Source organism: Nocardia jinanensis, assembly GCF_014645735.1.
GTDB lineage: Bacteria > Actinomycetota > Actinomycetes > Mycobacteriales > Mycobacteriaceae > Nocardia > Nocardia jinanensis.
On record NZ_BMMH01000012.1, the window covers coordinates 118953 to 145281 of the forward strand.

Consider the following 26329-nt stretch of genomic DNA (forward strand, 5'->3'; position numbering starts at 1 on the left):
CCCCAGGCTCCCCAGGCTCCCCAGGCTCCCCAGGCTCCCCGGGCTCCCCGGGCTCCCCGGGCTCCCCGAAAGGTCCACCTCCGTGGGCGGGGCCCGCCCCGGTTCTGGAGCGACGAAGCGAAGGAGCGCAGCGACTGAGCGAAGGAGTGAAGAACCGGGGTTAATAGGGCCCCGCCCCGCGGCGCCGAAGGCGCCGCAAATAAACACAGCCCGCACCCTCTTTTGCGGACCAAGCCATATCGGGCAGGCTATTACCATGTTTCGACCACCGTTCCTGGCCCGCGTCGCCGCCGGAGCCGCCGTCTACGTCCTCGAGGAGACGCGACGGTTGCCTTCGACCGCGGCGAAATTACCCCTCACCGCGGTAAGTCAATTACTGCAGACCGGGATGCACATCCAGCAGTTCGTCACCAGCCTCGCGATCAAGGGCGATTCCGTTTTCGACCGGATCGTCAACCGCCCGGAGGAGCAGCCCGAATGGGCCACCTTCGATGAGGACGACGAATTGCCGATCCGCGAGCCGGGAGCCACCACCACCCGCGTCCGCAGCAGTGGTTTCGACCGCTTCGAATCCGATCCGGTCGAGGTGGAACTGGCTCTGCAGGAAACCCTGGCGGGCCTGCGCGCGATCCAGAACAACGGCAGCACGGTGCCCGCGGCGCAGACCTTCGACGCCGAGGCCACCTTCGACCTCGGTGCCGCCGATACCCCGGGCGATGACGTGGTACCCGACGCCTTCGTGGTCGACGGGCCCGAATCCGCCGCGACGGCCGATCCCGAACCCGTCGCCGAACCCGAGCCCGAACTCCCCGAGGTGGGCGCCCGCTACGACTACCCGCACATGACCCTCGCCCAGTTGCGCGGCCGGCTGCGCACGCTCACGGTCGCCGACCTGGTCACCTTGCTCGACTACGAGCAGCGCACCCGGGACCGCGCGGCGTTCGTGACCATGCTGACCAACCGGATCGCCACCGTGCGAGCCCAGTGACCGGGGCCGATCCCGCGCCCACGGTCGGCCGAACCGGTTCCGGCCGACCCGGGCAGGCACCCGCCCCGGCCAACTCCGCCGAGCAGCCGTGGCCGGTGCGCTCGGTGTCGATGAAGGTCGCCCAGTGGATCGACCGGCTCGGCAGTATCTGGGTGGAGGGGCAGCTGACCCAGATCAATCTGCGGCCCGGCACCCGCACCGCCTTCCTCGTCCTGCGCGACCCGGCCGCCGATATGTCGCTGTCGGTGACCTGCGACCCCGCGCTACTGCGTAATTCCGCCGTCCCGCTGCAGGAGGGCAGCCGGGTGGTGGTGTACGGCAAGCTCTCCTTCTTCCCCGGCCGCGGCACCCTGTCACTGCGGATATCCGAGATCCGCCCGGTCGGTGTCGGCGAACTGCTGGCGCGGATCGAACGACTCAAGGCGCTGCTGGACGCCGAGGGCCTGTTCGACCCGCGACTCAAACGTTCGGTCCCGTTCCTGCCCGGCACGATCGGGCTGATCACCGGCCGCGGTAGTGCCGCCGAGCACGATGTGCTCAGCGTGGCCCGGGACCGCTGGCCCGCGGTGCGTTTCGAGGTCCGAAATACCGCTGTGCAGGGGCCGTCCGCGGTCCCGCAGATCCTCGACGCCCTGGCCGCGCTGGATCGCGATCCGGCGGTCGAGGTGATCGTGCTGGCCCGCGGCGGCGGCAGTGTGGAGGATCTGCTGCCGTTCTCCGACGAGACCCTGTGCCGGGCCATCGTCGCCGCGACCACCCCCATCGTCAGCGCCATCGGCCACGAACCCGATTCCCCGATATCCGACCTGGTCGCCGATCTGCGGGCGGCAACCCCGACCGACGCCGCCAAACGTATCGTCCCCGACGCCGCCGCGGAAACCGCGACCGTCCGCGAACTGCGCGCCCGATCGGCGGCGGCGCTGCGCGGCTGGGTCGAACGGGAGACCGCGGCGCTGCGGCAACTGAGATCGCGGCCCGTACTGGCCGATCCGCTGCGTGATCTCGGCCACCGGCACGACGAGATCGAACGCCTGCGTACCGCGGCCCGCCGCAGTGCCGAGAGCCTGGTCCGGGCGGAGTCGGTGACCACCGGCCATCTGCGACGACAGCTGACCGCGGTCGGCCCGGCCGCGACCCTGGCCCGCGGCTACGCTGTGGTGCAGCGGGTGACCGGGCCCGAACGGCACGTGGTGCGCGAAATCGGCGACGCCCCAGCCGGAAGCCAACTGCGTATCCGGGTCGGCGACGGCGCGATCTCCGTCGCCGTCCTCGGCACCACCCCGCTCGGCGAACGCGGCTCTCCCGCCCGCCGGACCACCGGCCCCGACCACCCCGAGAGGACCTGACGTGTCCGACACCAGCGCCGAAGACCTCGCCGATATCGCGAGCCTCGGCTACGAACGCGCCCGTGACGAGCTGGCCAACGTGGTGAAGATGCTGGAGCAGGGCGGTATGGATCTCGACGACGCCCTGGCGCTGTGGGAACGCGGCGAAGCGCTCGCCAACCGCTGCGAGGAACATCTCGCCGGAGCGCGGCAGCGGATCGAGAACGCCCTCGCCGAATCCAACGATCCGGACTGACCGGCGGCCGGCCGGTTATGTGGCCGGCAGCGGCCGGGCGGCGACCACCGCGGCGGCCAGGGTCTCGAAAGCTTCGGTATCGCCGGCACCCCGGATCAGCACCCGGCTGTCACCGAAATCCGCGACCCACGCGGGTTCGGCGCCGGGCTCTTCGTAGACCACCCATTTCCGTCCGGCGATATCCCGGGTCCCCGAGGGATATTTCCCACCCGCGATATGTCCGGCCAGCACTTGCTCGGTGGCGTCGCTCTGGTCGAGTTCCATATAGGTGCCCGCACCGGTGACGTATCCGATGGTGCTCACCGTGCCGCCGCCGCGTTCGGTGATGGTGTCGCGGCTCCCGGAATTCGGCTGCCAGTTCGCCGGGAGTGCCGGTTCACGGATCGGGAACGAGAGGTTCTGCGCGTCCGAACGCAATGCCGCGGCGACGTCGAAACTCGGGATCGTGCCCTGTGTCGGCCCACTCGCGGAGAAACTGCACTGACTGGTCAGCCCGGCGAACACCACGGCGATCAGCACCAACGGGATCAGCGACCAGACCAGATCCCGGTAGTCGTTCATGATGCGTGGCTTCTTGTTCGGCACGGCTCCAGTATCCATCGTGGTAGGGACGGGGCCCCGCACTACCCCCGGTACTGCCGTACCAGGTGATCACCGGCGGGTATTCCGGCGATGCGACAATTACGGCAAGTTACACAACCTAGGAGGCACCCGCTATGACGGCATCTTCGAACGCTTCGAGCCGCCGCGAGGCACCTGATCGCAACCTCGCGCTCGAACTCGTCCGCGTCACCGAGGCCGGTGCTATGGCGGCGGGCCGCTGGGTGGGCAAGGGCGACAAAGAAGGCGGTGACGGGGCGGCCGTGGATGCCATGCGGCAGCTGGTCAGCTCCGTATCCATGAGTGGCGTGGTGGTGATCGGCGAGGGCGAGAAGGACGAGGCGCCCATGCTGTACAACGGCGAGAGCGTCGGTGACGGCACCGGTCCCGAGGTCGATTTCGCCGTCGATCCGATCGATGGGACCACCTTGATGTCGAAGGGTTCCCCCGGCGCCATCTCGGTGCTGGCGGTCGCCGAACGCGGTGCCATGTTCGACCCGTCGGCCGTGTTCTACATGGAGAAGATCGCCGTCGGACCCGATGCCGCCGATGTCATCGATATCTCGGCGCCCATCGGTGCGAACATCCGCAAGGTCGCCAAGGCCAAGAGTGCCTCGGTGTCCGATATCACGGTGTGCATCCTGGACCGGCCCCGCCACAGCGACCTGATCCAGGAGGTCCGCGACGCCGGCGCCCGGATCCGGCTCATCTCCGACGGTGACGTGGCCGGCGCCATCGCCGCGTCCCGGCCCGATTCCGGTACCGACATCCTGGTCGGCATCGGCGGCACCCCCGAGGGCATTATCGCCGCGGCCGCTATCCGCTGTATGGGTGGCGCGCTGCAGGGCAAGCTCGCCCCCAAGGACGACGAGGAGCGGCAGAAGGCGATCGACGCCGGACACGATCTGGACCGGGTCCTGGTCACCGAGGATCTGGTGGCCGGGGACAATGTCTTCTTCTGCGCGACCGGCGTCACCGACGGCGACCTGCTGCGCGGTGTCCGCTACTACGGCGGCGGTGCGTCCACCCATTCCATCGTGATGCGGTCCAAGTCGGGCACCGTGCGCATGATCGACGCCTACCACCGCCTCACCAAACTGCGCGAGTACTCGTCGGTCGATTTCCACGGCGACGAGCACGCCAACCCGCCGCTGCCCTGATCCCGCCGCGCGGTCCGGGGTTCTCCGGTACCGGACCGCGGGCAGGCGGCATTCCTGCCGCCGCCGCGGGCCGCCGGTCGGCCCGGTACGGCACCCTGCGATACGAGGCCCTCGGGTTCCCCTCCGATCGCGACCGCGGCACATTCCGCCGCGTCTCAGCAAATTTCCGGCATCCCGCCACATCCTCGGCCGTTGCGGGTAATATCCGCGTGGCCACCGAACTGGCAGCGTCACGGATCTTGCGCTGGGTAGCCGTTTCGTTGCCGAATTCACAGCCGGCGTGATGAACCACAGGGACCAGTCCTCCATCACGCCGGCCTGTCGCGAGAGGATGGACATGCACCACTTCGCTCGACGTTCGGCCGGATTCACCATGGCACTCGCCGCCGCGGGCCTGCTCGTCGCCGGCTGCGGTGACGACGACACGTCGGTGTCGGACACGGTCGGTTCCGTGACCTCGGCGGTGATGCCGGGCAACGGCACCGCCACCAACGGACCGTCCGCGTCCCCCGGCGCCGAGGGTTCGGCCACCGAGACGACAGGCGCCGAGGGTTCGGCGACCCCCGACGAGGACCCCAATGCCGATGCCGGTGAGACCACCGTGCAGACCCCGGACGGCAACGAGGTCACCGTGAAGGGCAGCATCTACCAGAAATACACCGAGGCGGGCGGCCCGACCGGCACGCTCGGTATGCCCGAGGGCGAGGAGCAGGTCGCCGGTGACGGCGGCCGGTACCAGAACTTCGTCGGCGGCACCATCTTCTTCAGCGAGGACACCGGTGCCCATATCGTCTGGGGCGATATTCGTGAAGCCTGGGAGGCCAACGGCGGCGCCGACGGCCAACTCGGATTCCCGACCTCCGACGAGGAGACCACCCCCGAGGGCAAGGAGAGCCAGTTCGAGGGCGGCACCATCACCTGGAACTCCTCGGACCGTTCCACCACGGTCACCGAGAACTGAGCAACAACGGCACGGGGCGCCCGCCACGGCGGGGCGCCCCGTCGCTGCCCGGGGACTCCGCGCCGCGCAATCCGGAATACTCGTTCACATCCGGCGAGCCGTGCCGATTGTGCGCGACCCCCACCCCCACCAGCCCGGTCACCCATATCCCCCAACCCGCCCCCGGGGCTCACCCCACATCCGGTACGACCCGCTACCGTGTGTGCGTGCAGAAACTGTTGACCGACCGCGACCTGCTGGAATCGCTCGCGGTAGAGGTGGAACTGACCATGCGGCGCCATACCGAGATCGCCGATGAATGGCAGCCGCACGACTTCGTCCCGTGGGACGACGGCCGCAACTTCGCGTTCCTCGGCGGCGAGGACTGGGATCCCACGCAGTCCGAGCTCAGCGATACGGCCCGGCTAGCGCTCACCGTGAGCGTGCTGATCGCCGACAATCTGCCCTCGTATCACCGAGAGGTCGGCAAGTACCTGCGCACCGGTGCGTGGTGGCGCTGGGTCGGCCGCTGGACCGCGGAGGAGGCCCGGCACTCCGTCCTGATCCGCAACTACCTGATGGCCACCCGCGCCTGCGACCCGGTGGAGCTGGAACGGCTGCGGATGGGCCATATGACCGACGGTTTCCGGCGCGAGTCGCTACATCTGCTGGATGTGCTGGCCGCCAGCGCGTTCGAGGAGACCGCCGCCGCCATCCGTCACCGCAATACGGCCGCGCTCGGGGAGAACCCCCTGGTCACGGCGATCAGCGAGCGGATCGCGAAGGACGACGAGCGGCAGGCAGCTGTCTTCGCCGACCTCGTCGCCGCCGGTTTCGCCGAGACCCCGGACCAGACCATGCGGGCCGTCGCCGACCAGGTCGCCGCGTTCCGGGTCCCGTCGCTCACCCTGCCCGGCGGGCGCAGCAGCGACGAGGTGCTGGCCGAGGCCGGTATCTACGATCCCGAGAAGCAGGACGAACTGGTTCTGGCGCCACTGTTGCGGCGCTGGGATGTGTTCGGCCGCACCGATCTCGGCGAAGCCGGCGAAGCGGCGCGCGAGGAGCTCGCCCGGTTCCGGTCCTGAATCCGTTCCCGGTGTGACGCGATCGATGATCCGCGATCGCGTCGCACCGGCACCGCTCACCCTCGCGTGCGGGGTAGGCGCCGTTTCACCGGCAGGTGAGCCGGTTTCCGCCCGCATTCAGTCCTTGTCGATATTCGTCATGGACAGTACGTCCAGGCGGCGATCGAGTTCGGCTTCACTGAGACCGTCCCCGATCAGCCCACGATCGATCACCGTCTGCCGGATCGTCTTCTGCTCGCGCAGCGCCTGTTTGGCCACCGCCGCGGCCTCCTCGTAACCGATCGCCGAATTCAGCGGGGTCACGATCGAAGGGGAGGATTCGGCCAGCGTGCGCAGCCGTTCGGTATTCGCGGTCAGTCCGTGTACGCACCGGTCGGCGAACAGTCGCGAGACCGCCGCCAGCAGCCGGATGGATTCGAGCACATTGCGCGCCATCACCGGGATGTAGACGTTCAGTTCGAAATGCCCGCCCGCCCCGGCGAACGCGACCGCGGCATCGTTTCCGATCACCTGCGCCGCGACCTGGGTAACCGCCTCCGGCAGTACCGGATTCACCTTCCCGGGCATGATCGAACTACCCGGTTGCAGGTCGGGCAGTTGCAGTTCGCCCAATCCCGTCAGCGGTCCCGAACCCATCCAGCGAATATCGTTGGCGATCTTGGTCAGGCTCACCGCGACCGTCCGCAGTGCCCCGGACACCTCCACCAGCCCGTCGCGCGCGGCCTGCGCCTCGAAATGATCCTCGGCCTCGGCCAGCGCGTCGATCCCGGTGACCCGGACCAACTCGGCCACCACCTTCCCGCCGAACTCGGCGGGTGCGTTCAGGCCGGTCCCCACCGCGGTACCGCCGATCGGCAGTTCACCGAGCCGCGGCAGCGTCGCCAGCAGGCGTTCCATTCCCGCCGCGACCTGCCGGGTATAGCCACCGAACTCCTGGCCGAGCGTCACCGGAACGGCGTCCATCAGATGAGTGCGTCCGGATTTCACCACTGTGCGCCATTCGGCCGCTTTGTCCAGCAGCGCCAGTCGCAGATGTTCGAGGGCCGGTAGCAGATCCTTGATCACGGCCTCGGTGGCGGCCAGATGCGTCGCGGTCGGGAAGGTGTCGTTCGACGACTGCGACATGTTCACATGATCGTTCGGATGCACCGTGACCCCGTGACCGGCCGCGATCGAGGCGATCACCTCATTGGCGTTCATATTCGAACTGGTCCCCGACCCGGTCTGGAACACATCGATGGGGAACTGGTCGTCGTGCCGCCCTTCGGCGATCTCACCGGCGGCCGCGAGGATGGCCGCGGCCCGCTCGTCGTCCAGCAGTCCCAGATCGCGGTTGACGACCGCGCAGGCCCCCTTCAGCAGCCCGAGCGCCCGGATCTGTGCCCGCTCCAGCCCGCGCCCGCTGATCGGGAAGTTCTCCACCGCCCGCTGAGTCTGGGCACGCCACAACGCGTCCACCGGAACGCGGACCTCGCCCATGGTGTCGTGCTCGATGCGGTACTGCTTTTCCTCGCTCATGATTCCGACCCTATGCCGCCTCTGGGCGATGTTGGCGTGCCACGCGTGAGGTCTGGGTCACCGGTGTTCCCGGCGCTCCGGAGACCGATGTGGACATCGGCAGCCTCATTCCCAGGCCCTCCGTTCATGCCGTGCCGGTCCAGCGGACCCCACTGACCGCGGCGCCGCCGTTCCGCGCTGCCGCGTCCGGACACTCATATCTGAACCGGCGCGGAACCGATGAGCCGATCGATCTCATCACGCAGTTCGGCGTGTGAGATGGGATCTATGTGGAAGTCCTGATAGCGGTGCCGGTAGATGTACCGGCCGTCGTCGACGATATCGAACCAGCTCAGATAGCGCGGAGGTGGCGGATCCGGTGCACGCAGCCGGTGGCGTGCCTCGAGAAAACCCGAACCCGCTCGCGGCGCCTTCAGCAGCCGGCGCATCCGGTCGGCGGGCTGCGGTTTGCCGCCGTTCCAGACTTCGTAGGTGTCCCGGAGCCGATCGACACTCTCCACGAGCGGTGGCCGGGTCCCTTTCGGCAGTTCACCGAGAATCTGCAGGAAGATCTTGGGCACGATCGCGGGTGAGCCCATCTGGATCACGAACTTGCCGTCGAAATCAGTAGTGGTACCGGGGAACTGCACCGCGGTGACAGCGACGTTCCCGGCGAACGCGCCATAGGCGCGGATCCGATGGCGACGGGAACCGGAAAGGGTGAGCGTGTACTCCGGGTCGGCGGCGATCCGCAGCGCCCCGGTGAGATCCGGGTCGCCGCCGCGCGGGTATACGGTCGCGATCCCGGCGACCAACTGCTGGAACTCGTCCTCCCAGCGCACCGACGACCGCACTTCCAGCGGGTACGGATACCGATCCTTACCCGTCTCCTTCCAGACGTGCATGAGCTCGTCCGGGGTGAACTCCCATTTCACCGACGGTCCCCGCGATCATCGGCGGGCTGGGCGGCAGGAGCGTCCGCGCCGAGAACTCCGCCCAGAGCAACGATCCGGGGACCGAACAGCTCTTCCTCACGATCCTGGATCAGATAATCGGGAGTCTTGTGCTCGTCGTCGTCCTCACCGCGCTTGCCCGCACCGGGCGACATCATGCCCGGCATCCCGGACATGCCCCGATTGTTCCCCGCAGCGGCCGAGGCCGCGGCGAGACTCCCGGTGGACGTGTTGGGAGTGCCGGGGGCACCCGTCACCGTCTTACCCGGAGTCTGGTTCTGCGGAGTGCCACCCGGTGTTCCGGACGGCGACCCCGACGGCACCGACGGCGACCCGGTCATCGTGGTCGACGGTGCGGTGCGTTGCGGGTCACCGGACGGGGTTCCGGTGGTGGTGTTCGGCTGCTGGGTGGTCGGCGACTCGGTCGTGCCCGCCGTCGTGGTCTGCGAATCCTCTTCGTTACCGGCGGTTTCCGTATTCTCGCCCGGGTTCTCGTTCTCTCCGGGCGTTTCGGTACCCGGGGTCTCGCCGGAGGGAGTGGAGGCGGTCGTGCTGCTACCGCTGGGGCCGGAGGTCGAGGTCCCGCCCGGAACAGACGACTCTGTCCCGTCCCCGGGCGCCTGGACCGGCACGAAGGTCGGAACGCCGTCACCTGCGGGCTGGTAGGTGGGTTTGTAGGCCATATTCATGGCCTCGACCGCGACCAGCCGCTGCTCTTCCTTGAAGCGATCGAGCGCGGCGGCAGCGGCGGGGTCGGTGGCACCGACAACCGTCTGGGCGATCTGGGCGGGGTCGACCACGGAAGTGGCGATCGCAGGATTCGTTCCCGGCAACTGGGTGGGTGGTGGCGGGACGGACTTCTTCACGACCTCTGCCCCATAAGCGGCGGCCTTGACCCGAAACCCGACGGAGCGGATCACTTCCTGCACGTCGGTCGCTTGATCGTAGAACTTCCGTGCTGCCTGGTTGGCAGCGTCCGCGAACTTTCCGTCCATGCCATCGGAGAGTTCGCGCTGAATGGCCAGATGGGCTCCGAACAGACCACCGCTGAGGGCAATCGCAGCAGCCTCGTATGTATCTGCGAAAGCATGCATGAGGCCAGGGGACATTTCTCCGGCCTTTGAATGAATCTCTTCGTGCGAGAGCCCTTCGAATTGCTCCATCGCAGTGATGTAAGACGGATCTCGACCACCGTGAGACACCTGAGATCCGAAGTGCTCCGCGCCCGACTGACTCTGTTGTCCCGCAAGTCTGTCACCCACCGAGGAGGGAGCGATTCCGAGCGCTGGACCGAAGAACCCCAACGGTGAAGGTTGCTGCTCCCCACCCATGGTTAATTGTCCGCCCCGATAGAGGGTTCGAACGTTTCCGCGATGTGTAGAACGCCGTCGCACCGCTCCAACCCGGCCTCCGAACCTTCGAACGTCCTTGTGGTATTGAAGATCACAAAGCCAGCCTTTGTTCGAACGTGAATATCACAGGTCTTCACCAAATGCGGGTCGCGAACCCACATCGCTTCACGGCCGTTAATTGTCAGCGGTTCGTTGATCGCACCATTTTTATCCAGATCCTCTTGCCAGCTCGCGTTCCCCGAGTCGACCTGCAGATCCCAGTGCAAGCCATCGAAATCGCAGGTGAAGAATGTGTATTCGGTAATCAGGTCCTGACCTCGTCGTCGGCTTGCCGGATCCAGGCCAGCGCGCACAACGGCATCATCATCGATCCACGTACATGGATCGAATGCAACTTCCGGACGCCCCTGATCTGTGTACTCACTCTGCTGCGACGGCGGCTGCAGTTCCGGGGCGGTGAGAGTCGGACGAGTTGTAACACCTTCAGGACTCTTCGTGATCTCAGCTGACGCAGGTCCATGATCGGCCGGTGCGTCGGCGTCCTGCGCACATCCGCCACTCAGTCCCACCAGGATGCACGACGCCGTCGCAGTCACCAATTTGTAAAGTCTCGTCACTCTTGAACCTCCGCCGCCGCATCGATTGCACGCCTGTTCATCTCATCAGCCTCTTCGAACGCACCACCAGCCTGAAGAAAAGCCGCAGCCATCCGGAACGCGGCCTCTTTCAGGTCTGATAACGCTTGGATAGTCAGGAGGTGCTTGTCCTGGAAACCGCTTTGAAGCTGCGCCGCCGAGTCGAATCCACCGAATCCCTCCAGGCGATAAATGCGTTGTATAGCGGATGCCTGCTGGTCCACGCACGTATCGACCAACCGCGTGTACACCGCCGCGCAGCGCTCCGCGGCCCCCCGCTCCATCCGGAATGTCCCCGCCACAGCCTGCTGATACAGCGCGGTCGCGGTCCCCTGCCCCACATCCATACCGCTCGGCCCGCCCTTCCGTAAACTTCATTCACCATACTGGACGTACCCGAGCCCACCCCGGTTCCGCCGAGTCCTCCAGAACCGCCGCACCACAGGGCGACTCGCCCGCCCGACTTCCTCCGAACCGGCCGTACGATCGCCCGCACGCCACCTCGCTCGGTCTCGGCAACGCCGCATTTCCCGGCCACCACCGCCCACACCAGCAGCTACCACTCAGCCCACGAAATCGATTCCGCGATTCACCGCGAACGCCGCGTGCCGTCGCCGCATAAGCGGCATAGTGAGGTACATCACGCTCTATCCGGCGTGCGTTCAGCGCCCGAGTCGACCGAGGAGTTCGTCATGACCTACGCCAAGCCCGGTGCCGACGGCAGCATCGTCAGCTATGCCGCCCGATACGATAATTTCATCGGCGGCGAGTGGACCGCACCCGTCGAAGGTAAATACTTCGACAATCCGTCACCGGTCGACGGCAAAACATTTTGCGAGGTTGCGCGTTCCACCGCTCCCGATGTGGAACTGGCCCTCGATGCCGCGCATGCCGCCGCCGACGGCTGGGGCTCCACCTCCACCACCGATCGCGCCAATATCCTCAGCAAGATCGCGGATCGGATCGAGGAGAATCTGGAAGCCCTCGCCGTCGCCGAGACCTGGGAGAACGGGAAACCCGTCCGCGAGACGAAGGCGGCGGATCTGCCGCTGGCGGTGGACCATTTCCGCTATTTCGCCGGTGCCATCCGCGCCCAGGAGGGCGGGATCAGCGAAATCGACGCCGATACGATCGCCTATCACTTCCACGAACCGCTCGGTGTCGTGGGGCAGATCATTCCGTGGAATTTCCCCATTCTCATGGCCACCTGGAAATTGGCTCCCGCGCTGGCGGCCGGCAACACAGTGGTGCTGAAACCGGCCGAGCAGACTCCCGCGTCGATCCTGAAGGTGGTCGAACTGATCGCGGATCTGCTGCCGCCGGGGGTGCTCAATGTGGTGAACGGGTTCGGCGTGGAGGCCGGTAAACCGCTGGCTTCGAGTCCGCGGGTGGCGAAGGTGGCATTCACCGGGGAGACCACCACAGGCCGGTTGATCATGCAGTACGCGAGCGAGAACATCATCCCGGTCACCTTGGAGCTCGGCGGAAAGAGCCCCAACATCTTCTTGCCGGACATCATGGCCGCCGACGACGATTTCCTGGACAAGGCCGTCGAGGGTTTCGTGATGTTCGCACTGAATCAGGGCGAGGTCTGCACCTGTCCGTCGCGGGCGCTCATCCATTCGTCGATCTACGACGAGTTCATGGCTCGCTGTGTGGAGCGCACGAAGGCGATTGTCAGCGGTGATCCACTCGACGACGCCACCATGATCGGCGCGCAGGCCAGCAACGACCAGTACGAGAAGATCATGTCGTATATCGATATCGGCAGGAAGGAAGGCGCCGAGGTATTGACCGGCGGTGGTTCGCGGTCGGTCGAGGGCTACCCGGACGGCTTCTACGTGGAGCCGACCATTTTCAAGGGCAGCAACGATATGCGCATCTTCCAGGAGGAGATCTTCGGCCCGGTGGTCTCGGTCGCGACCTTCGATTCCACCGAGGAGGCCCTGAAGATCGCCAACGACACCCTCTACGGTCTCGGTGCGGGTGTGTGGACCCGCGACGGCAACACCGCCTATCGACTCGGTCGCGGTATCAAGGCCGGCCGGGTGTGGACGAACTGCTATCACGCCTACCCGGCGCATGCGGCGTTCGGCGGCTACAAGAAGTCGGGTATCGGCCGGGAGAACCACGCCAAGATGCTCGATCACTACCAGCAGACCAAGAACCTGCTGGTCAGCTACTCACCACAGAAGCTCGGGTTCTTCTGATGCCGGACCCGAACCGGGTGGAACTCACCGGTACCGCCGCCGAGCTGCTGCACGAGCTGATCGAGCGGCACGGTCCGGTGATGTTCCACCAGTCCGGCGGCTGCTGTGACGGCAGCGCACCGATGTGCTACCCGCGCGGGGAGTTCCGGGTGGGCGCACAGGATGTGCTGCTCGGCCGGGTGGATGTGGATACCCCGTTCTGGATGAGCGCGGACCAGTACGAGTACTGGAAGCACACCCATCTGACCGTGGACGTGGTTCCCGGACGTGGGAGCGGATTCTCACTGGAGGCACCGGAGGGTGTCCGGTTCCTGATCCGGTCGCGGTTGCTCACCGACGCGGAGTTCCTCCGCCTCGAAGCGGCCCCACCACCGCCGACGGGCGCGGAGATCACCGACTGACGAGCCCGGCCGGTTCCGGATCGCGACCGGCCGGGCCCGGCGGGTCGGGCTGTGTGTGCTGCACCGGTGCCGGAGTATCGATCGAAGCCGGCCGGGGCCGATCATTTCGCGCGCCGGGATTCGTCGTCAGTGCATACCAGCCGTTCCCCGAGGAGGCTCATCATGCAGAAGATCGTCACCAATCTCTGGTACGACACCCAGGCCGAGGAGGCCGCGGAGTTCTACTGTTCCCTGTTCCCGGACGGCAAGATCACCGCGGTCCAGCGCTATACAGAGGCGGGTATGCGCGAGGCGGGAACAGTGATGCTGGTCGATTTCGAGCTCGCCGGCCAGCAGTTCACGGCGATCAACGGCGGTGGCGACTATCACTACACCCACGCGATGTCGCTGCTGGTCAACTGCGACGACCAGGCCGAGGTGGATCGACTGTGGGAGGCGCTGCTCGCCGACGGCGGCGCGGAGGTCCAGTGCGGCTGGCTCAACGACAGATATGGTGTGCCGTGGCAGATCTGGCCGAGCCAGGCCAATGAACTGCTCTCCGGCGACGATCCGGTCGCCGTCGACCGTGCGCTCGCCGCCATGTATCAGATGAAGAAGATCGATCTGCGGGTGATGCGGGACGCCTACGCCGGAAAATCGGCCGGCTGACCCGATCGCCGGGCCGGTGCGGTTCAGGCGCGTTTCCAGCGCCAGGCGAACTCGCCCGGCCCCGGCGGCGGACCCGGCAGGTCTCCGTCCGCGGTCAAGCCGTCGATCAGGACGGCCAGGACCCGGCGCCGCAATTGCGCGGCACGCTCCTTGTCGGGCATGACGATGGCGGCGCACGATTCCAGGATCAGACCGATATCCTGCGGTGTTATCTCTTGCCGCAACCGCCCCGTCTCGTGTGCCCTGCGCACCAGCTCCATGTTGACCGCGTCGGCGTGCTCGACATCGGGCCGCATTTCCGGGTCGGGCGTGAAGGTGCCCGCCAGGTGAACCGTCAGCGAGTGCACATCGGCGTCCACGACCCGCTCCAGGAACCCCACGAACGCCTGCCAGCCGTCCGGCTCGGCCAGGGCGGCATCGGCCTCCGCGTTGTAGCGGCGCAATCCTTCATGGCAGAGCGTGCGCAGTAGCGCTTCCTTGCTGGGGTAGCGCCGGTAGAGCGCGCTGATCCCGACCCCCGCCCGTTCCGCCACGGCGGCGATCGGAGCCTTCGGTTCGGCCAGGAACACCTCCCGCGCCGCCTCCAGGACGAGGCCGTCGTTACGCGCGGCCTGCGCCTTGCGACCGGACAGCGGCTTGTGAGCAGGCGTTTCTGCTGATTTCGGCATGCGCCGAGCATATCACTTGAAACGGAATGTTCCGTTCTGTTATTGTCAATCAGAACAAAGCATTCCGTTCCAAAGAGAAGGATACGATATGACGACCATCCGCCCCTTCCGCATCGAGGTCCCGCAGGCCGATATCGACGATCTGCACAACCGGCTCCAGCACACCCGCTGGGCGGATCAGATCCCGGATTCCGGCGAGGAATACGGCGTCGGCGTCGACCGGGTGCGCGCGCTGGCCGACTACTGGTTGCAACTCGATTGGCGGAAGCTGGAGGGCCGGCTCAACACCCACCCTCAGTTCGTCACCGAGATCGACGGCCAGCGGATCCATTTCCTGCACATACGCGCCCAGCAGGGAGCCGGCTTCCCGCTCGTCCTGACACACGGCTGGCCCGGGACCTTCGTCGAATTCCTGGAGTTGATCGATCCGCTCACCGCCGCGGGCTTCGATCTCGTGATCCCCTCGGTACCCGGTTACGGCTTCTCCGGCCCTACGACCGAGAAGGGCTGGAACGACCAGCGGATCGCCCGAGCCTGGGCCGAACTGATGAGCCGGTTGGGCTATGAGCGCTACGGCGCGGTGGGCAACGACGGTGGCTCGTCGATCTCGGTGGAACTGGGCCGGACCGCACCCGATCGTGTGGTGGGTTTGCATGTGGCGCAGGTGTACTCGTTCCCATCGGGTGATCCTTCCGAGATGACGGACCTGGATGCCGACGAGCAGCGGTCGCTGGAGACTCTGAACTGGTTCGTCCAGAACAAGATGGGGTTCAATGTGCTGCAGTCGCAGCAGCCGCAGACCCTCGCGCACGCGCTGGCGGATTCGCCATCGGGCCTGCTCGGCTGGAACAGCCAGCTACTGGGCCCGGATCTGGACGACGAGTTCGTGATCACCAATATCGCCGTGCACTGGTTCACCGGCACCGCGGGCTCGGCGATCCGGCACTACTTCGAGAAGGACAAGGCGGCCGCCCCCGCCGAACCGTCGACCGTGCCACTGGCGCTCTGCGGGTCCACGGGCGATTTCCACGGAATCCGGCGATTCGCCGACCGCGACCACAACATCGTGTCGTGGCGGACACACGAAGTGCACAGCCATTACCTGCACCATGCCGCGGCGGATCTCATGGCCACCGAGATCGCCGAGTTCTTCGGCGAGTTCCTGGGCGAATGATCGTCCCGAGACCGGGTGGCGAACACGCGATGGCCGCCACCCGGCGGGGCGGACGATCCGGGATGTGCTCACTCGAGAACGGATCAGGAGTGCTCGGTCAGATACTCCAGATAGAACCCGCGCAGCGCCTCGGCGAGTTCGCCCTCGCCGGAGTGTGCGTAGTCGTCGAGCATCGGCACCACCCATTTGATATCGGCCTCGCTCTCCCCCGTCCGCCCCGCCGTCGCCTCCGCGGCCGGAATACGGGTCAGCAGGTCCCAGAGAAAGCGGATATCGCCGTGGCGCACCGCGAGCTTGACCGCACGGTCGTGCAACTCCTTCGACGAGAGCTTCTCCAACTCCTCGTTCTGGGTCATATCGCCGACTCTAATCCCGATACGGCGTCCCGGACCGTTTTCGGCGAGGGTTGCCGGGACGGCGCCGCGTGGCGCACCCACTTCCGCCGGATACCGTGCTGCGATGGCCGGATGACCGACGAAACCCTGACCCCGCCATCCGGCTTCCAGGTCAAACGTGTGTACGAGGCCCCCGGACCGGGCGACGGATACCGGGTACTCGTCGACCGCCTGTGGCCGCGCGGCTTGGCCAAGGCCGTGGCGCGGATCGACGAATGGGCCAAGGACATCACCCCCTCGACCGAACTGCGCCGCTGGTTCCACGAGGACCCCGACCACCGCCGCGCCGAGTTCACCGAGCGCTATCGCGACGAACTCGCCGACCCCGCTGCCCGCGAAATTCTGGACCGGCTGCGGCAGCGCGCCGGCACCGACCCGCCGGTCACTCTGGTCACCGCGGTCAAGGCGCCGGGCCACAGTCACGTTCCGGTGCTCGTGCAGCAGCTGCGCGACTGACGCGGCGCGCGACACGGAGGCGAACCCGGAGCGAACATTCGGTCCGGACGAGGGGACACGACGAATTGGACTCATACCCGATCCGAATCGGTCGAAGGTCGCTGATACCCATGTTGACCTGCGTGAAACCGATGAAACCGAGCCGTGTTCACAGCGAATTCATCAAAGTCTCCCGCATTTCTCCGAGCGCTCAGGGGTGTTGAGGAGGTAGCTTCGGAGTGGCGGGTCGCACGTTGCGGCTCGCTCGGGAGGTCCTGACCGTGACTGAGAAACTCAGTACGAGGGGGCCGGCACCCGGTCCTCGTGGCCGCTGACGCACTCCGCCAGCCGCCATCCGGACCTACCGGCCCAGCGAGACTGTCTGTGTGGGTGCCGCGCAGACCCTAGGAGCCTACCGTGACTGATAATCGCTCCGTATCCGCCCCATCGGCGAATTCTCGCTTCATTCAGAAAGGTTTGAAAACCTTCGTCATCGACACCTCGGTACTGCTGTCGGACCCCTGGGCAACAACCCGGTTCGGCGAACACCATGTGGTGTTACCGCTGGTAGTCATCAGTGAACTCGAAGGTAAGCGACACCACCACGAACTCGGCTGGTTCGCCCGCGAGGCTCTGCGTATGCTCGACGATCTGCGCGTGGCCCACGGACGACTCGACGAGCCGCTGCCGATAGGCACCGACGGCGGCACGTTGCAGGTGGAACTGAACCACACCGATCCCTCGGTGTTGCCGGTCGGTTTCCGCACCGAGAGCAACGATTCCCGCATCCTGGCCTGCGCGCTGAACTTCGCGGCCGAAGGGTGCCAGGTGGTGCTGGTGTCCAAGGACATCCCGATGCGGGTGAAGGCCAGCGCGGTAGGTCTACGAGCGGAGGGATACCACGCACAGGATGTGGTGACCTCCGGCTGGACGGGCATGGTCGAGATCGACACCGCCTCCGAAATCGTCGACCGGCTCTACAGCGAATCGGTCGTGGATCTCGACGAGGCCCGAGAACTGCCCTGCCACACCGGAATCCGGCTCCTGGGTAGTAGCTCCAGCGCCCTCGGCCGGGTGACCCCGGACAAACGGGTACAGCTGGTGCGGGAACGGGAGGCGTTCGGGCTGCACGGCCGGTCCGCGGAACAGCGGGTGGCGCTGGATCTGCTGCTCGACGAGAGCGTCGGGATCGTCTCACTGGGTGGCCGGGCCGGCACCGGTAAATCGGCGCTGGCGCTCACCGCGGGCCTGGAAGCGGTACTGGAGAGGCGCACTCAGCGCAAGGTCGTCGTCTTCCGGCCACTGTACGCGGTGGGCGGCCAGGAACTCGGTTATCTACCGGGCACCGAGAACGAGAAGATGGGCCCGTGGGCGCAGGCCGTCTTCGATACCCTGGACGGCCTGGCCAGTCGTGAGGTGATGGAGGAGGTTCTCAGCCGCGGCATGCTGGAAGTCCTTCCGCTGACCCATATTCGAGGCCGATCGCTACACGATTCGTTCGTGATCGTCGACGAGGCCCAGTCACTGGAACGCAATGTCCTGCTGACAGTGCTGAGCCGGCTCGGCGGCGGTTCCCGGGTGGTCCTGACCCACGATGTGGCCCAGCGCGACAATCTGCGGGTCGGCCGGCACGACGGTGTCGCCGCGGTGATCGAAAAACTCAAGGGACACCCCTTGTTCGCGCATATCACCCTGACCCGCAGCGAGCGGTCGCCGATTGCCGCACTGGTCACCGAGATGCTGGAGGAATACGGACCCAACGCCTAGGGCCCGACGCACGACCCAGCCGTTCGGGAGCACTCCGCAGCGCTCCCGAACGGCGCGGGCGGCACATGATTCGACGGGTCAGCGACCGAAGAGCGCCTTCACCACACCGACCGCGGTGCCGCGCAGGAAGTTCTCCCAGCTGAAATGGTCGTGCCACAGCACGATCCGGCCGTCACGCAGTTCGAAGGTCCCCATCACCCAGAACGAGATATTCACCGGCCCGAACCGCAGTACATCGGTGCGATCGGTGAGCACCACCGGCCCCTCCGCGGCGATATGGTGCATCTCCGCGGAAAATCCGAACTGATCCCGGTCCAGACCCCGTAGCAATTTCCCGACCCGGCGCGCCCCGCGCACATCCGGCAGCGTGGTGTTCTTCCAGACGATATCGGGATGCACCAGCTCCAGCGCCTCGTCGAGCGCGCCGATCTCCATCGCGGTGAAGAACTCGCGGACGGTGGTGACCGCGTCCTGATTCAGATCGGTATCCATCACTCGAGCCTAGAGCCGAGGTACGGCAGGGGCCAGAGTGCTCGGGAGAATGCCTCCGCGACGGTGCGGCCTGGTACGCGTAGGGCGAAGTGGGCTACTCGTGAAGGTCTGCGTGCTCGGCACGCCTACGGCGTCACGGGTCGAGGTCCCGAGGCTGCGCCCGAGACTCGGACCCGATGTGGGTGGGTTCCGTTTCGCCGAAGATACTCAACGGTCGCATTTCTCGGATGGTCGACCGCGCGTCGCAAGTCTCCGGGAGCTGAATTGCCGGACGGAGCTCTCGACCTTCGGGGCCTCGCTGACGTCGGCACACGAGGTGCGCGACGGTTCGTTCAGGCCATACATGCGAGGTCTGCCGAGAACGAGGACGAGACAGATCGGGCGGAGCGGTGATGTGGCTGTCCGTGAACGGCAAGACCGCATGCCTCGATCCTCGAGCCGCGCACCGACCGGGGCTCGACCGTCCGAAAAAACTGGTGGGGTGGTCCGGTATCGGACCACCCCACCAGAGATCTCTGCTCCCCCGAACTGCCAACCTCCGTGGTCGGGGCCCGCCCCGGTTCTGGAGCGACGTAGCGAAGGAGCGCAGCGACTGAGCGAAGGAGTGAAGAACCGGGGTTAATAGGGCCCCGACCCGCGCCGCCGGAGGCGGCGCCAGTATTACAGCAGGTTCCAGTCCTCCAGGCCCTGGTAGAGCGGGAAGTCGTTGGCCAGTTTCTTGACTCGGCCGCGCAGGGCGTCGAGGTCGGCGCCGCCGGACAGGGCGGTGGCGATGATATCGGCGACCTCGGTGAATTCGGTATCGCCGAAGCCGCGGGTGGCCAGGGCGGCGGTGCCGATACGCAGGCCGGAGGTGACCATCGGCGGGCGGGGGTCGAAGGGGACCGCGTTACGGTTCACCGTGATGCCGACCTCGTGCAGCAGATCCTCGCCCTGCTGGCCGTCGAGGTCGGAATTGCGCAGATCGACCAGGACCAGGTGGACATCGGTGCCACCGGTGAGGACGCTGATGCCCTTACCCGCTACGTCGGCGCCGGTGAGGCGTTCGGCGAGGATCTTGGCACCGGTCAGCGTGCGCTGCTGGCGTTCGGCGAACTCGGGGGTGCCGGCGATCTTGAAGGCGACCGCTTTCGCCGCGATGACGTGCATCAGCGGCCCGCCCTGCTGGCCGGGGAACACCGAGCTGTTGAGCTTCTTGGCGTAATCCTGTTTCGCCAGGATGAGACCCGAACGGGGGCCACCGAGAGTCTTGTGGACGGTGGAGGACACGACATCGGCGTGCGGTACCGGGGAGGGATGCAGTCCGGCGGCGACCAGTCCGGCGAAATGCGCCATATCCACCCACAGGTAGGCGCCCACCTCGTCGGCGATCTCCCGGAACGCCGCGAAATCCTGGTGCCGCGGATACGCCGACCAACCGGCGACGATCACCTTCGGCCGCGAATCCCGTGCGATGGCCCGCACGTTGTCCATATCCACCCGGTGGTCTTCTTCGGCGACCCCGTAGGAGTGGACTTCGTAGAGTTTGCCGGAGAAGTTCAGCCGCATCCCGTGGGTGAGGTGGCCGCCGTGGGCCAGATCGAGGCCGAGCAGACGATCGCCCGGATCGAGCAGCGACATCAGCACCGCGGCGTTGGCCTGCGCACCGGAATGCGGCTGCACATTCGCGAAGTCGGCACCGAACAGCGCCTTGGCGCGTTCCCGGGCGAGATTCTCGACCACATCGACATGTTCACAGCCGCCGTAGTAGCGGCGACCGGGATAACCCTCGGCGTACTTGTTGGTGAGCACACTGCCCTGGGCCTGCAGCACTGCGCGCGGAACGAAGTTCTCCGACGCGATCATCTCCAAGGTGTCGCGTTCGCGGGCGAGCTCACCCGCCATCGCGGTCGCGAGCTCCGGATCGAGCTCACCGAGAGATTGAGTATTGACAGAGGCGGTCGTCTGCGTCACCAGGTCAGTGTATGAGCCGCGCCCGCGCACCCAGGAACCGGGCTGTGTCTATATTTGCGGCGCCTTCGGCGCCGCGGGGCGGGGCCCTGTCAACCCGGTTCTTCACTCCGCCGCTCGGTCGCTGCGCTCCTTCGCTCTGTCGCTCCAGAACCGGGGCGAGCCCCACCTGCGAATGCCGACCATTCAGGGAGCTAGGTCACGGCGCTACAGGCGATGGACGGTCGCCGGTTCGGGGCGCTCACGACCCCGCGGAGAAGCCGCGATCCGGGCACCTGGTCAGGCAGCGGCACGGAGTGTGGACGGGATGAGGGGCTCGTCGAGCAGCCTGCGGAAGCGGTCGGCGCGTTCGTCCTCGTCCGCGGCGCGATCCAGCCAGCCGCCCAGCAGTTTGTATCCCTCCACGTAGGTGCTGACGTAGGCCCGCCACAGCGGCGAGGACAGGAAGCGCAGTGACTGCCGGGCCCGGTCGGCGGTGGTGAGCGACCAGCGCTCCAGGAAGGCGGCCACTTCGTCGGCGTCCCTGCCCTGGTCGTGCAGCATCAGCGCCGCGTCCTGCCGGACTCCGAGCAGCTGTCCGGAGGCTTCGGCGAGCCGCTCCGCGCGTTCCCCGTCGAACCGCAACCCCAGGTCGGCGTAGATCTCCTGCGCCCACCGGCCCCATCCGGGTCCGACGATCGAGCGCAACGCCAGGTCGGCGAGACCCTCGGCCATCAGGCACTGCGGGGTGTTCACCAGGAAGATGGTCTGTTCGGCCTGTCCGGCGGCCACCAGGCCGGCTTCTTTACGGCAGTGTTCGGTGTGATGGCCGGGATAGGACTCGTGCGAGATGAGCCGCGGGAGATTCGCCATGTGCTGGCGCAGATCGGAGTTGATCGCGACCTTCGACCGGTAGTTGCCGAGGTAATAGTTGAATCCGGACCAGGGCTTGTCACCGACCACCTCGTAGGTGACGTGTTCGTGATCGGGCAGCGGGTACCGGCCGCGCACCAGTTCGCGTAGCGCGCCGGAGAACGCCTCGACGCAGGCCTCGAGCCGGTCCGGCGGGATCTCGTCGACTTTGCGGTGAGCGGCCATCCGGTCGATCAGTGGCCCTGAGCCGCCCAGGACCTCGTCGATCTTCCGGTGCGCATCCTGGTAGTCGCCGGGGTCACCGGGCGCGATCTCCACATCGAAGTAGGCGCGGACCTCGTCGACGAAACCGATCTCGTCTCCGGCGAACTTGCGGCCCGAACATTCCAGCGCCCGCAGATGCACATCGATGAACTCGGTGCGCTCGGCGGTCAAACCCGCGTTCGGCAGTTCCGCGCGCAACCGCGCGGCCGTGCGAGCCAGGTCCCGGGGTTCGGGCTTCGGTGCGTTCTCGATCTCCTGCCGCAACCGGGGGTCGGCTGTGTAGGCGTCGACGAATCCCTCTTCTATCCGGTCGAATGCCAGACCGAGCCGCAGGTATTCGATTACCAGGGGATGGGCTTCCATGGCACCGACCCTAATGGGCGCAGGCGGACGAAGCGCATCGGCGATCGGGCACATCAGGAGCGCACAGGTCGATATGCCCGGCCGCGTCCCCGCTTCCCGGCCACGGCGTGGTTCGGCCATCGGCCGCATGTCCCGATCCCCGCCGGACGCTCCTGTCATAACAACCTGTAATGGACCCCCTCGCTCACCCGCTCCCCTGTGAGGGGCAGAATTCAGCCATGAGGGCACAGCCAGAGGGCCGGACCTGCCGGGGTCGCGACAGCCGCAGCGGCGGCGTCCCACGAGAACGGCACCGTGAACACGAGTGTCCGGCAGAGTGGAGCGCTGAGTAGATGGCCAAGGCGAGCGAGCCGAGTCCGTATGTGGAATTCGACCGGAAACGCTGGCGGGATCTGCGCAAATCGACTCCACTGGTGCTCACCGAAGAGGAACTGGTCGGGCTGCGGGGTCTGGGCGAACAGATCGATCTGGAAGAAGTGGCCGAGGTCTACCTACCCTTGGCACGACTCATCCATCTGCAGGTGGCAGCCAGACAGCGGCTCTTCGCGGCCACCGCCACCTTCCTCGGGGAATCGCATCCGGACAAACAGGTGCCTTTCGTGATCGGGGTCGCCGGCAGTGTGGCGGTGGGCAAATCCACCACCGCTCGCGTCCTGCAGGCGCTGCTGGCCCGCTGGGATCACCATCCCCGCGTCGATCTGGTGACCACCGACGGATTCCTGTATCCCACAGCGGAACTCATCCGGCGCGGACTCATGCATCGTAAAGGGTTCCCGGAGAGTTACGACCGCCGCAAACTGCTGCGATTCGTCACCGAAGTGAAATCGGGTGCCGAAGAAGTATGCGCACCGGTCTATTCACATATCTCCTACGATATCGTCCCGGGCGAATTCCACTGTGTACACCAGCCGGATATCCTCATTGTCGAGGGCCTGAATGTATTGCAGACCGGCCCCCGGCTCATGGTCTCGGACCTCTTCGACTTCTCGATCTATGTCGACGCCCGGATCGAGGATATCGAAACCTGGTACGTGCGAAGGTTCCTCAGCTTACGGGCGACCGGATTCGCCGACCCGAAAGCGCATTTCCACCACTACGCCAAATTCACCGACGAGGAGGCGACAGCGGCGGCCAAGGATATCTGGAACTCCACCAACCGTCCCAACCTGGTGGACAACATCCTGCCCACCCGCCCCCGCGCGACCCTGGTCCTGCGCAAGGACTCGGACCACACCATCAACCGGTTGCGATTGAGGAAGTTGTGATCACAACGGCGGAGTCGCCCCCGACCCGCGGATCTGATCGAACGCACACGACTTCCGACTTCGCCCGGCGACACAACCCATCGAATGGAGCGCCTCGCCCCACCACACCGCAATTGCCGCCATTCACTGATGGCACCCGCCCGTTCCGCCGGGTCCATCACTTCCCGGATTCGCGGCAGCCCGCGCATCCGATCGCCTGACGAACCGTCACACCGTCTCGGCGCCGACTCGTACGGCCCGCAAAGGTCGGGGCCCGCCCCGGTTCTGGAGCGACGGAGCGGAGGACCGCAGCGACCGATAGCGTGCGATGTGCGGTCGGCCATCCGTAGATCGGCGACGATCGAGTATCAACAGAGTCGTGAGCCTGCCCAGGCTGGTCGAGTACACCTCCACACGAACCTTCCGTCTACCCCGGATAGTCCACCTCAATAGGCGGGACCCGCCCCGGTTCTGCAGCGACCGAGCGGAGGACCGCAGCGACCGATAGCGTGCGATGTGCGGTCGGCCATCCGTAGATCGGCGACGATCGAGTATCAACAGAGTCGTGAGCCTGCCCAGGCTGGTCGAGTACACCTCCACACGAACCTTCCGTCTACTCCGGATGGTCCCCCTCAGTGGCGGGGCCCGCCCCGGTTCTGGAGCGACGTAGCGAAGGAGCGCAGCGACTGAGCGAAGGAGTGAAGAACCGGGGTTAATAGGGCCCCGCCCCGCGGCGCCGCAGGCGCCGCAAATAAACACAGCTCAGGTGCCGTAGCGGCGGTGGCGGGCCGCGTAGTCGCGGAGGGCGCGCAGGAAATCGACTCGGCGGAATTCCGGCCAGTAGACCTCCGTGAACCAGATCTCGGAGTAGGCGCTCTGCCAGAGCAGGAAGCCCGAGAGTCGTTGTTCGCCCGAAGTGCGGATCACCAGGTCGGGGTCGGGTTGGCCCGAGGTGTAGAGGTGCTGCCCGATGGCGCTGACCGTGATGGATTGGACCAGGTCTTCGCCTGTTTCGCCGGCCGATATCTCCTGGCGGACCAGTTGGCGGACCGCGTCGGCGATTTCTTGGCGGCCGCCGTAGCCGATGGCGACGTTGACGTGGGTGCCGGTACGTTCTCGGGTCCGTTCGGTGGCGGTGCGCATACGTTTGGCGACCAGGTCGGGGAGACCGTCGAGGGTGCCGACGATGCGAACCCGCCAGTTCTGTTCCGGGGCGGCCAGTTCTTCGACGACATCGGTGATGACTTCGAAGAGGGTTTCCAGCTCTTCCTGGCCACGGCTGAGGTTTTCGGTGGAGAGCAGGTAGACGGTGACGAGTTCGATTCCTTCGGCTTCGCACCAGCTGACCAGTTCGGCGACTTTCAAGGCACCGACGCGGTGCCCGTGCGTGATATCGGTGAACCCGTTCTCCCGGGCCCAGCGGCGGTTGCCGTCGCACACCACCGCAACATGGCGCGGATGCTGTTTATCCGCAAGCTGCTTGGCCAGACGGGCCTCGTAGATGCGATAGGGAAAGCCCCGCAGCCGACTCGGAAATTCCACGACGAACAACAGTACGCCTTTTCCGTTCCGGGTCCCTAGTTGCCGCGGAATGCGGTGGCGCCCACGGCCGGGGGCGAGACTGCCCGTGTCCGGGGCCGAGCCGGTACAGTACTACCGAGAGCAACCTACGCCGCCGTAGGTTACCCATGGGTTGCGTATCGATCGCGGGCCGGGTCGCTACTGTCCGCGGCCCCGGCCCGGCGGCCGGACCCGCCGCGCTACCGTCGAAGGCGGTCCAGCGCAGAGCCGACCAGGAGGTAACGTGCCCGACCAGTCCCCCGGCGGTCCCTCGGACCGCGGCGATCTCGATCCGCCCGGCGCCGTCCTCGACGCCGAGGTCGATGCGCGGGCCGGCCAGGACAACGACGATCCGGTCCCCAATCCGGCCGACTCCCTGGTCGCGCTGGTCAAACCCCGGATGCGCGGCTGGATCCACACCTGGGCCACCGGTATCGCCGCGCTGGCCGTGATCGCCCTGGTCGCGGCGGCGGCCACGGTATCGGCGACCGCGGTCGTGGCGACGCTGGTCTACGGGCTCACCATCATCGCCTTGTTCGGGGTCAGCGCCGTCTATCACCGCATCACCTGGGCCACGGTCCAGGCGCGGACCCGGATGAAACGCGCCGACCATTCGATGATCTTCCTTTTCATCGCGGGCACCTACACCCCGTTCGCCTTGCTCGGGCTGCCCGACCCGACCGGCCCGATCCTGCTCGCGGTGGTGTGGACGGGCGCGCTGGCCGGGGCGGCGTTGAAAGTGCTGTGGCCGCACGCCCCGCGCTGGGTGGGTGTGCCGCTGTATCTGCTGCTGGGCTGGGCGGTGGTGCCGGTCGGCGGCGAACTCTATCGGTCGGTCGGTCTGCCCGCGGTATTGCTGCTGGTCGCCGGTGGGCTGGCCTACAGCGTCGGCGCGATTCTCTACGCGACCCGCTGGCCCAATCCCTGGCCGAGCACCTTCGGTCACCACGAGTTCTTCCATGCCGCTACGGTGGTGGCCGCCCTCTGCCATTACGCGGCGGTCTGGCTGGTACTGCTCGGTTGACCGGTTCGCGCCCGCCGGGCGAGGTCGTTCACGGACATATGCCCAGCTGCGTCGATTAGGCTCCTTGTTCGTGTCCTTCGATACCGGCCGC

26 protein-coding genes are annotated in these 26329 nt (G+C 66.5%); 14 read left to right on the forward strand and 12 right to left on the reverse strand.

Annotation, left to right across the window (positions count from 1 at the left end):
• The first annotated feature begins 256 nt into the window (after positions 1–256).
• From IEY68_RS25120 to IEY68_RS25130, 3 genes are all read left to right on the forward strand, one after another.
• Positions 257–988, forward strand: coding sequence for a lipid droplet-associated protein (locus IEY68_RS25120; RefSeq protein WP_058854659.1), 732 nt, complete (start codon positions 257–259; stop codon positions 986–988).
• Between the two features lie 95 nt (positions 989–1083).
• Positions 1084–2334: an exodeoxyribonuclease VII large subunit gene (xseA, locus tag IEY68_RS25125; protein ID WP_229718980.1), complete on the forward strand. Its 1251-nt coding sequence runs from the start codon at positions 1084–1086 to the stop codon at positions 2332–2334.
• 1 nt (position 2335) lies between these two features.
• Positions 2336–2569 (forward strand): exodeoxyribonuclease VII small subunit, encoded by a 234-nt coding sequence (locus IEY68_RS25130; RefSeq protein WP_058854661.1) that lies wholly within the window; start codon positions 2336–2338, stop codon positions 2567–2569.
• 15 nt (positions 2570–2584) lie between these two features.
• On the opposite strand, the gene IEY68_RS25135 is transcribed toward IEY68_RS25130, so the two are convergent.
• Positions 2585–3154: a DUF4245 domain-containing protein gene (locus IEY68_RS25135; protein ID WP_058854735.1), complete on the reverse strand. Its 570-nt coding sequence runs from the start codon at positions 3152–3154 to the stop codon at positions 2585–2587.
• A 131-nt stretch (positions 3155–3285) separates the two neighbouring features.
• Here IEY68_RS25135 and glpX point away from each other — a divergent pair, with 131 nt between their 5' ends.
• From glpX to IEY68_RS25150, 3 genes are all read left to right on the forward strand, one after another.
• Positions 3286–4329: a class II fructose-bisphosphatase gene (gene glpX, locus IEY68_RS25140; RefSeq protein WP_058854662.1), complete on the forward strand. Its 1044-nt coding sequence runs from the start codon at positions 3286–3288 to the stop codon at positions 4327–4329.
• Between the two features lie 337 nt (positions 4330–4666).
• Positions 4667–5290 (forward strand): LGFP repeat-containing protein, encoded by a 624-nt coding sequence (locus IEY68_RS25145; protein WP_058854736.1) that lies wholly within the window; start codon positions 4667–4669, stop codon positions 5288–5290.
• A 206-nt stretch (positions 5291–5496) separates the two neighbouring features.
• Positions 5497–6354, forward strand: a complete 858-nt coding sequence (locus IEY68_RS25150; protein ID WP_156426153.1) for an acyl-ACP desaturase — start codon at positions 5497–5499, stop codon at positions 6352–6354.
• Between the two features lie 117 nt (positions 6355–6471).
• Here IEY68_RS25150 and IEY68_RS25155 read toward each other — a convergent pair whose 3' ends face one another.
• The 5 genes from IEY68_RS25155 to IEY68_RS25175 all read right to left on the reverse strand — a co-directional run bounded on the left by IEY68_RS25155 (position 6472) and on the right by IEY68_RS25175 (position 11138).
• On the reverse strand, positions 6472–7872 hold the full coding sequence (locus IEY68_RS25155; RefSeq protein ID WP_062999287.1) for a class II fumarate hydratase: 1401 nt from the start codon (positions 7870–7872) through the stop codon (positions 6472–6474).
• A gap of 194 nt (positions 7873–8066) precedes the next feature.
• The gene (locus IEY68_RS25160) at positions 8067–8786 is read right to left on the reverse strand and encodes an ESX secretion-associated protein EspG (protein ID WP_058854664.1); all 720 of its coding nucleotides are present in this window, start codon (positions 8784–8786) and stop codon (positions 8067–8069) included.
• On the reverse strand, positions 8783–9898 hold the full coding sequence (locus IEY68_RS25165; protein WP_058854665.1) for a hypothetical protein: 1116 nt from the start codon (positions 9896–9898) through the stop codon (positions 8783–8785). Before IEY68_RS25165 ends, IEY68_RS25160 begins: the two co-directional genes overlap by 4 nt.
• A 239-nt stretch (positions 9899–10137) precedes the next feature.
• On the reverse strand, positions 10138–10773 hold the full coding sequence (locus IEY68_RS25170) for a DUF3558 domain-containing protein (RefSeq protein ID WP_082681315.1): 636 nt from the start codon (positions 10771–10773) through the stop codon (positions 10138–10140).
• The gene (locus tag IEY68_RS25175) at positions 10770–11138 is read right to left on the reverse strand and encodes a hypothetical protein (RefSeq protein ID WP_058854668.1); all 369 of its coding nucleotides are present in this window, start codon (positions 11136–11138) and stop codon (positions 10770–10772) included. Before IEY68_RS25175 ends, IEY68_RS25170 begins: the two co-directional genes overlap by 4 nt.
• A 345-nt stretch (positions 11139–11483) precedes the next feature.
• Here IEY68_RS25175 and adh point away from each other — a divergent pair, with 345 nt between their 5' ends.
• From adh to IEY68_RS25190, 3 genes are all read left to right on the forward strand, one after another.
• A complete protein-coding gene (gene adh, locus IEY68_RS25180) occupies positions 11484–13001 on the forward strand; it encodes an aldehyde dehydrogenase (RefSeq protein WP_058854669.1) in 1518 nt (505 codons plus the stop codon).
• Positions 13001–13402 carry a DUF779 domain-containing protein gene (locus IEY68_RS25185; protein ID WP_058854670.1) on the forward strand — a complete coding sequence of 134 codons (402 nt, stop codon included), beginning with the start codon at positions 13001–13003 and terminating at the stop codon, positions 13400–13402. Before adh ends, IEY68_RS25185 begins: the two co-directional genes overlap by 1 nt.
• Positions 13403–13564: 162 nt before the next feature.
• Entirely contained in the window at positions 13565–14050 is a 486-nt protein-coding gene (locus IEY68_RS25190) for a VOC family protein (RefSeq protein WP_058854737.1), read from the forward strand.
• Positions 14051–14073: 23 nt separating this feature from the next.
• Here IEY68_RS25190 and IEY68_RS25195 read toward each other — a convergent pair whose 3' ends face one another.
• On the reverse strand, positions 14074–14718 hold the full coding sequence (locus IEY68_RS25195; RefSeq protein ID WP_058854671.1) for a TetR/AcrR family transcriptional regulator: 645 nt from the start codon (positions 14716–14718) through the stop codon (positions 14074–14076).
• An 88-nt stretch (positions 14719–14806) separates the two neighbouring features.
• Here IEY68_RS25195 and IEY68_RS25200 point away from each other — a divergent pair, with 88 nt between their 5' ends.
• Positions 14807–15892: an epoxide hydrolase family protein gene (locus IEY68_RS25200; RefSeq protein ID WP_058854672.1), complete on the forward strand. Its 1086-nt coding sequence runs from the start codon at positions 14807–14809 to the stop codon at positions 15890–15892.
• An 83-nt stretch (positions 15893–15975) separates the two neighbouring features.
• Here IEY68_RS25200 and IEY68_RS25205 read toward each other — a convergent pair whose 3' ends face one another.
• Entirely contained in the window at positions 15976–16248 is a 273-nt protein-coding gene (locus IEY68_RS25205) for a hypothetical protein (RefSeq protein ID WP_062999289.1), read from the reverse strand.
• 111 nt (positions 16249–16359) lie between these two features.
• On the opposite strand from IEY68_RS25205, the gene IEY68_RS25210 reads away from it, so the two are divergent.
• Both IEY68_RS25210 and phoH2 read left to right on the forward strand, forming a co-directional pair.
• Complete coding sequence (locus IEY68_RS25210) at positions 16360–16743, forward strand: DUF488 domain-containing protein (protein WP_062999292.1); 384 nt, start codon at positions 16360–16362, stop codon at positions 16741–16743.
• Between the two features lie 396 nt (positions 16744–17139).
• On the forward strand, positions 17140–18489 hold the full coding sequence (phoH2, locus tag IEY68_RS25215; RefSeq protein WP_058854674.1) for an RNA 5'-3' helicase PhoH2: 1350 nt from the start codon (positions 17140–17142) through the stop codon (positions 18487–18489).
• 78 nt (positions 18490–18567) lie between these two features.
• On the opposite strand, the gene IEY68_RS25220 is transcribed toward phoH2, so the two are convergent.
• From IEY68_RS25220 to IEY68_RS25230, 3 genes are all read right to left on the reverse strand, one after another.
• The gene (locus tag IEY68_RS25220; protein ID WP_058854675.1) at positions 18568–18981 is read right to left on the reverse strand and encodes a limonene-1,2-epoxide hydrolase family protein; all 414 of its coding nucleotides are present in this window, start codon (positions 18979–18981) and stop codon (positions 18568–18570) included.
• 660 nt (positions 18982–19641) lie between these two features.
• Positions 19642–20934 (reverse strand): serine hydroxymethyltransferase, encoded by a 1293-nt coding sequence (gene glyA / locus IEY68_RS25225; protein ID WP_062999294.1) that lies wholly within the window; start codon positions 20932–20934, stop codon positions 19642–19644.
• A 276-nt stretch (positions 20935–21210) separates the two neighbouring features.
• Entirely contained in the window at positions 21211–22410 is a 1200-nt protein-coding gene (locus IEY68_RS25230; RefSeq protein ID WP_058854676.1) for a hypothetical protein, read from the reverse strand.
• Positions 22411–22742: 332 nt separating this feature from the next.
• On the opposite strand from IEY68_RS25230, the gene coaA reads away from it, so the two are divergent.
• The gene (gene coaA / locus IEY68_RS25235; protein WP_058854677.1) at positions 22743–23675 is read left to right on the forward strand and encodes a type I pantothenate kinase; all 933 of its coding nucleotides are present in this window, start codon (positions 22743–22745) and stop codon (positions 23673–23675) included.
• A gap of 741 nt (positions 23676–24416) precedes the next feature.
• Here the strand turns inward: coaA and IEY68_RS25240 are convergent.
• A complete protein-coding gene (locus tag IEY68_RS25240; RefSeq protein ID WP_156426154.1) occupies positions 24417–25205 on the reverse strand; it encodes an isoprenyl transferase in 789 nt (262 codons plus the stop codon).
• A 385-nt stretch (positions 25206–25590) separates the two neighbouring features.
• Between IEY68_RS25240 and trhA the strand changes: the two genes are divergently transcribed.
• Positions 25591–26238, forward strand: coding sequence for a PAQR family membrane homeostasis protein TrhA (gene trhA / locus IEY68_RS25245; RefSeq protein WP_324609267.1), 648 nt, complete (start codon positions 25591–25593; stop codon positions 26236–26238).
• Positions 26239–26329: the final 91 nt, after the last annotated feature.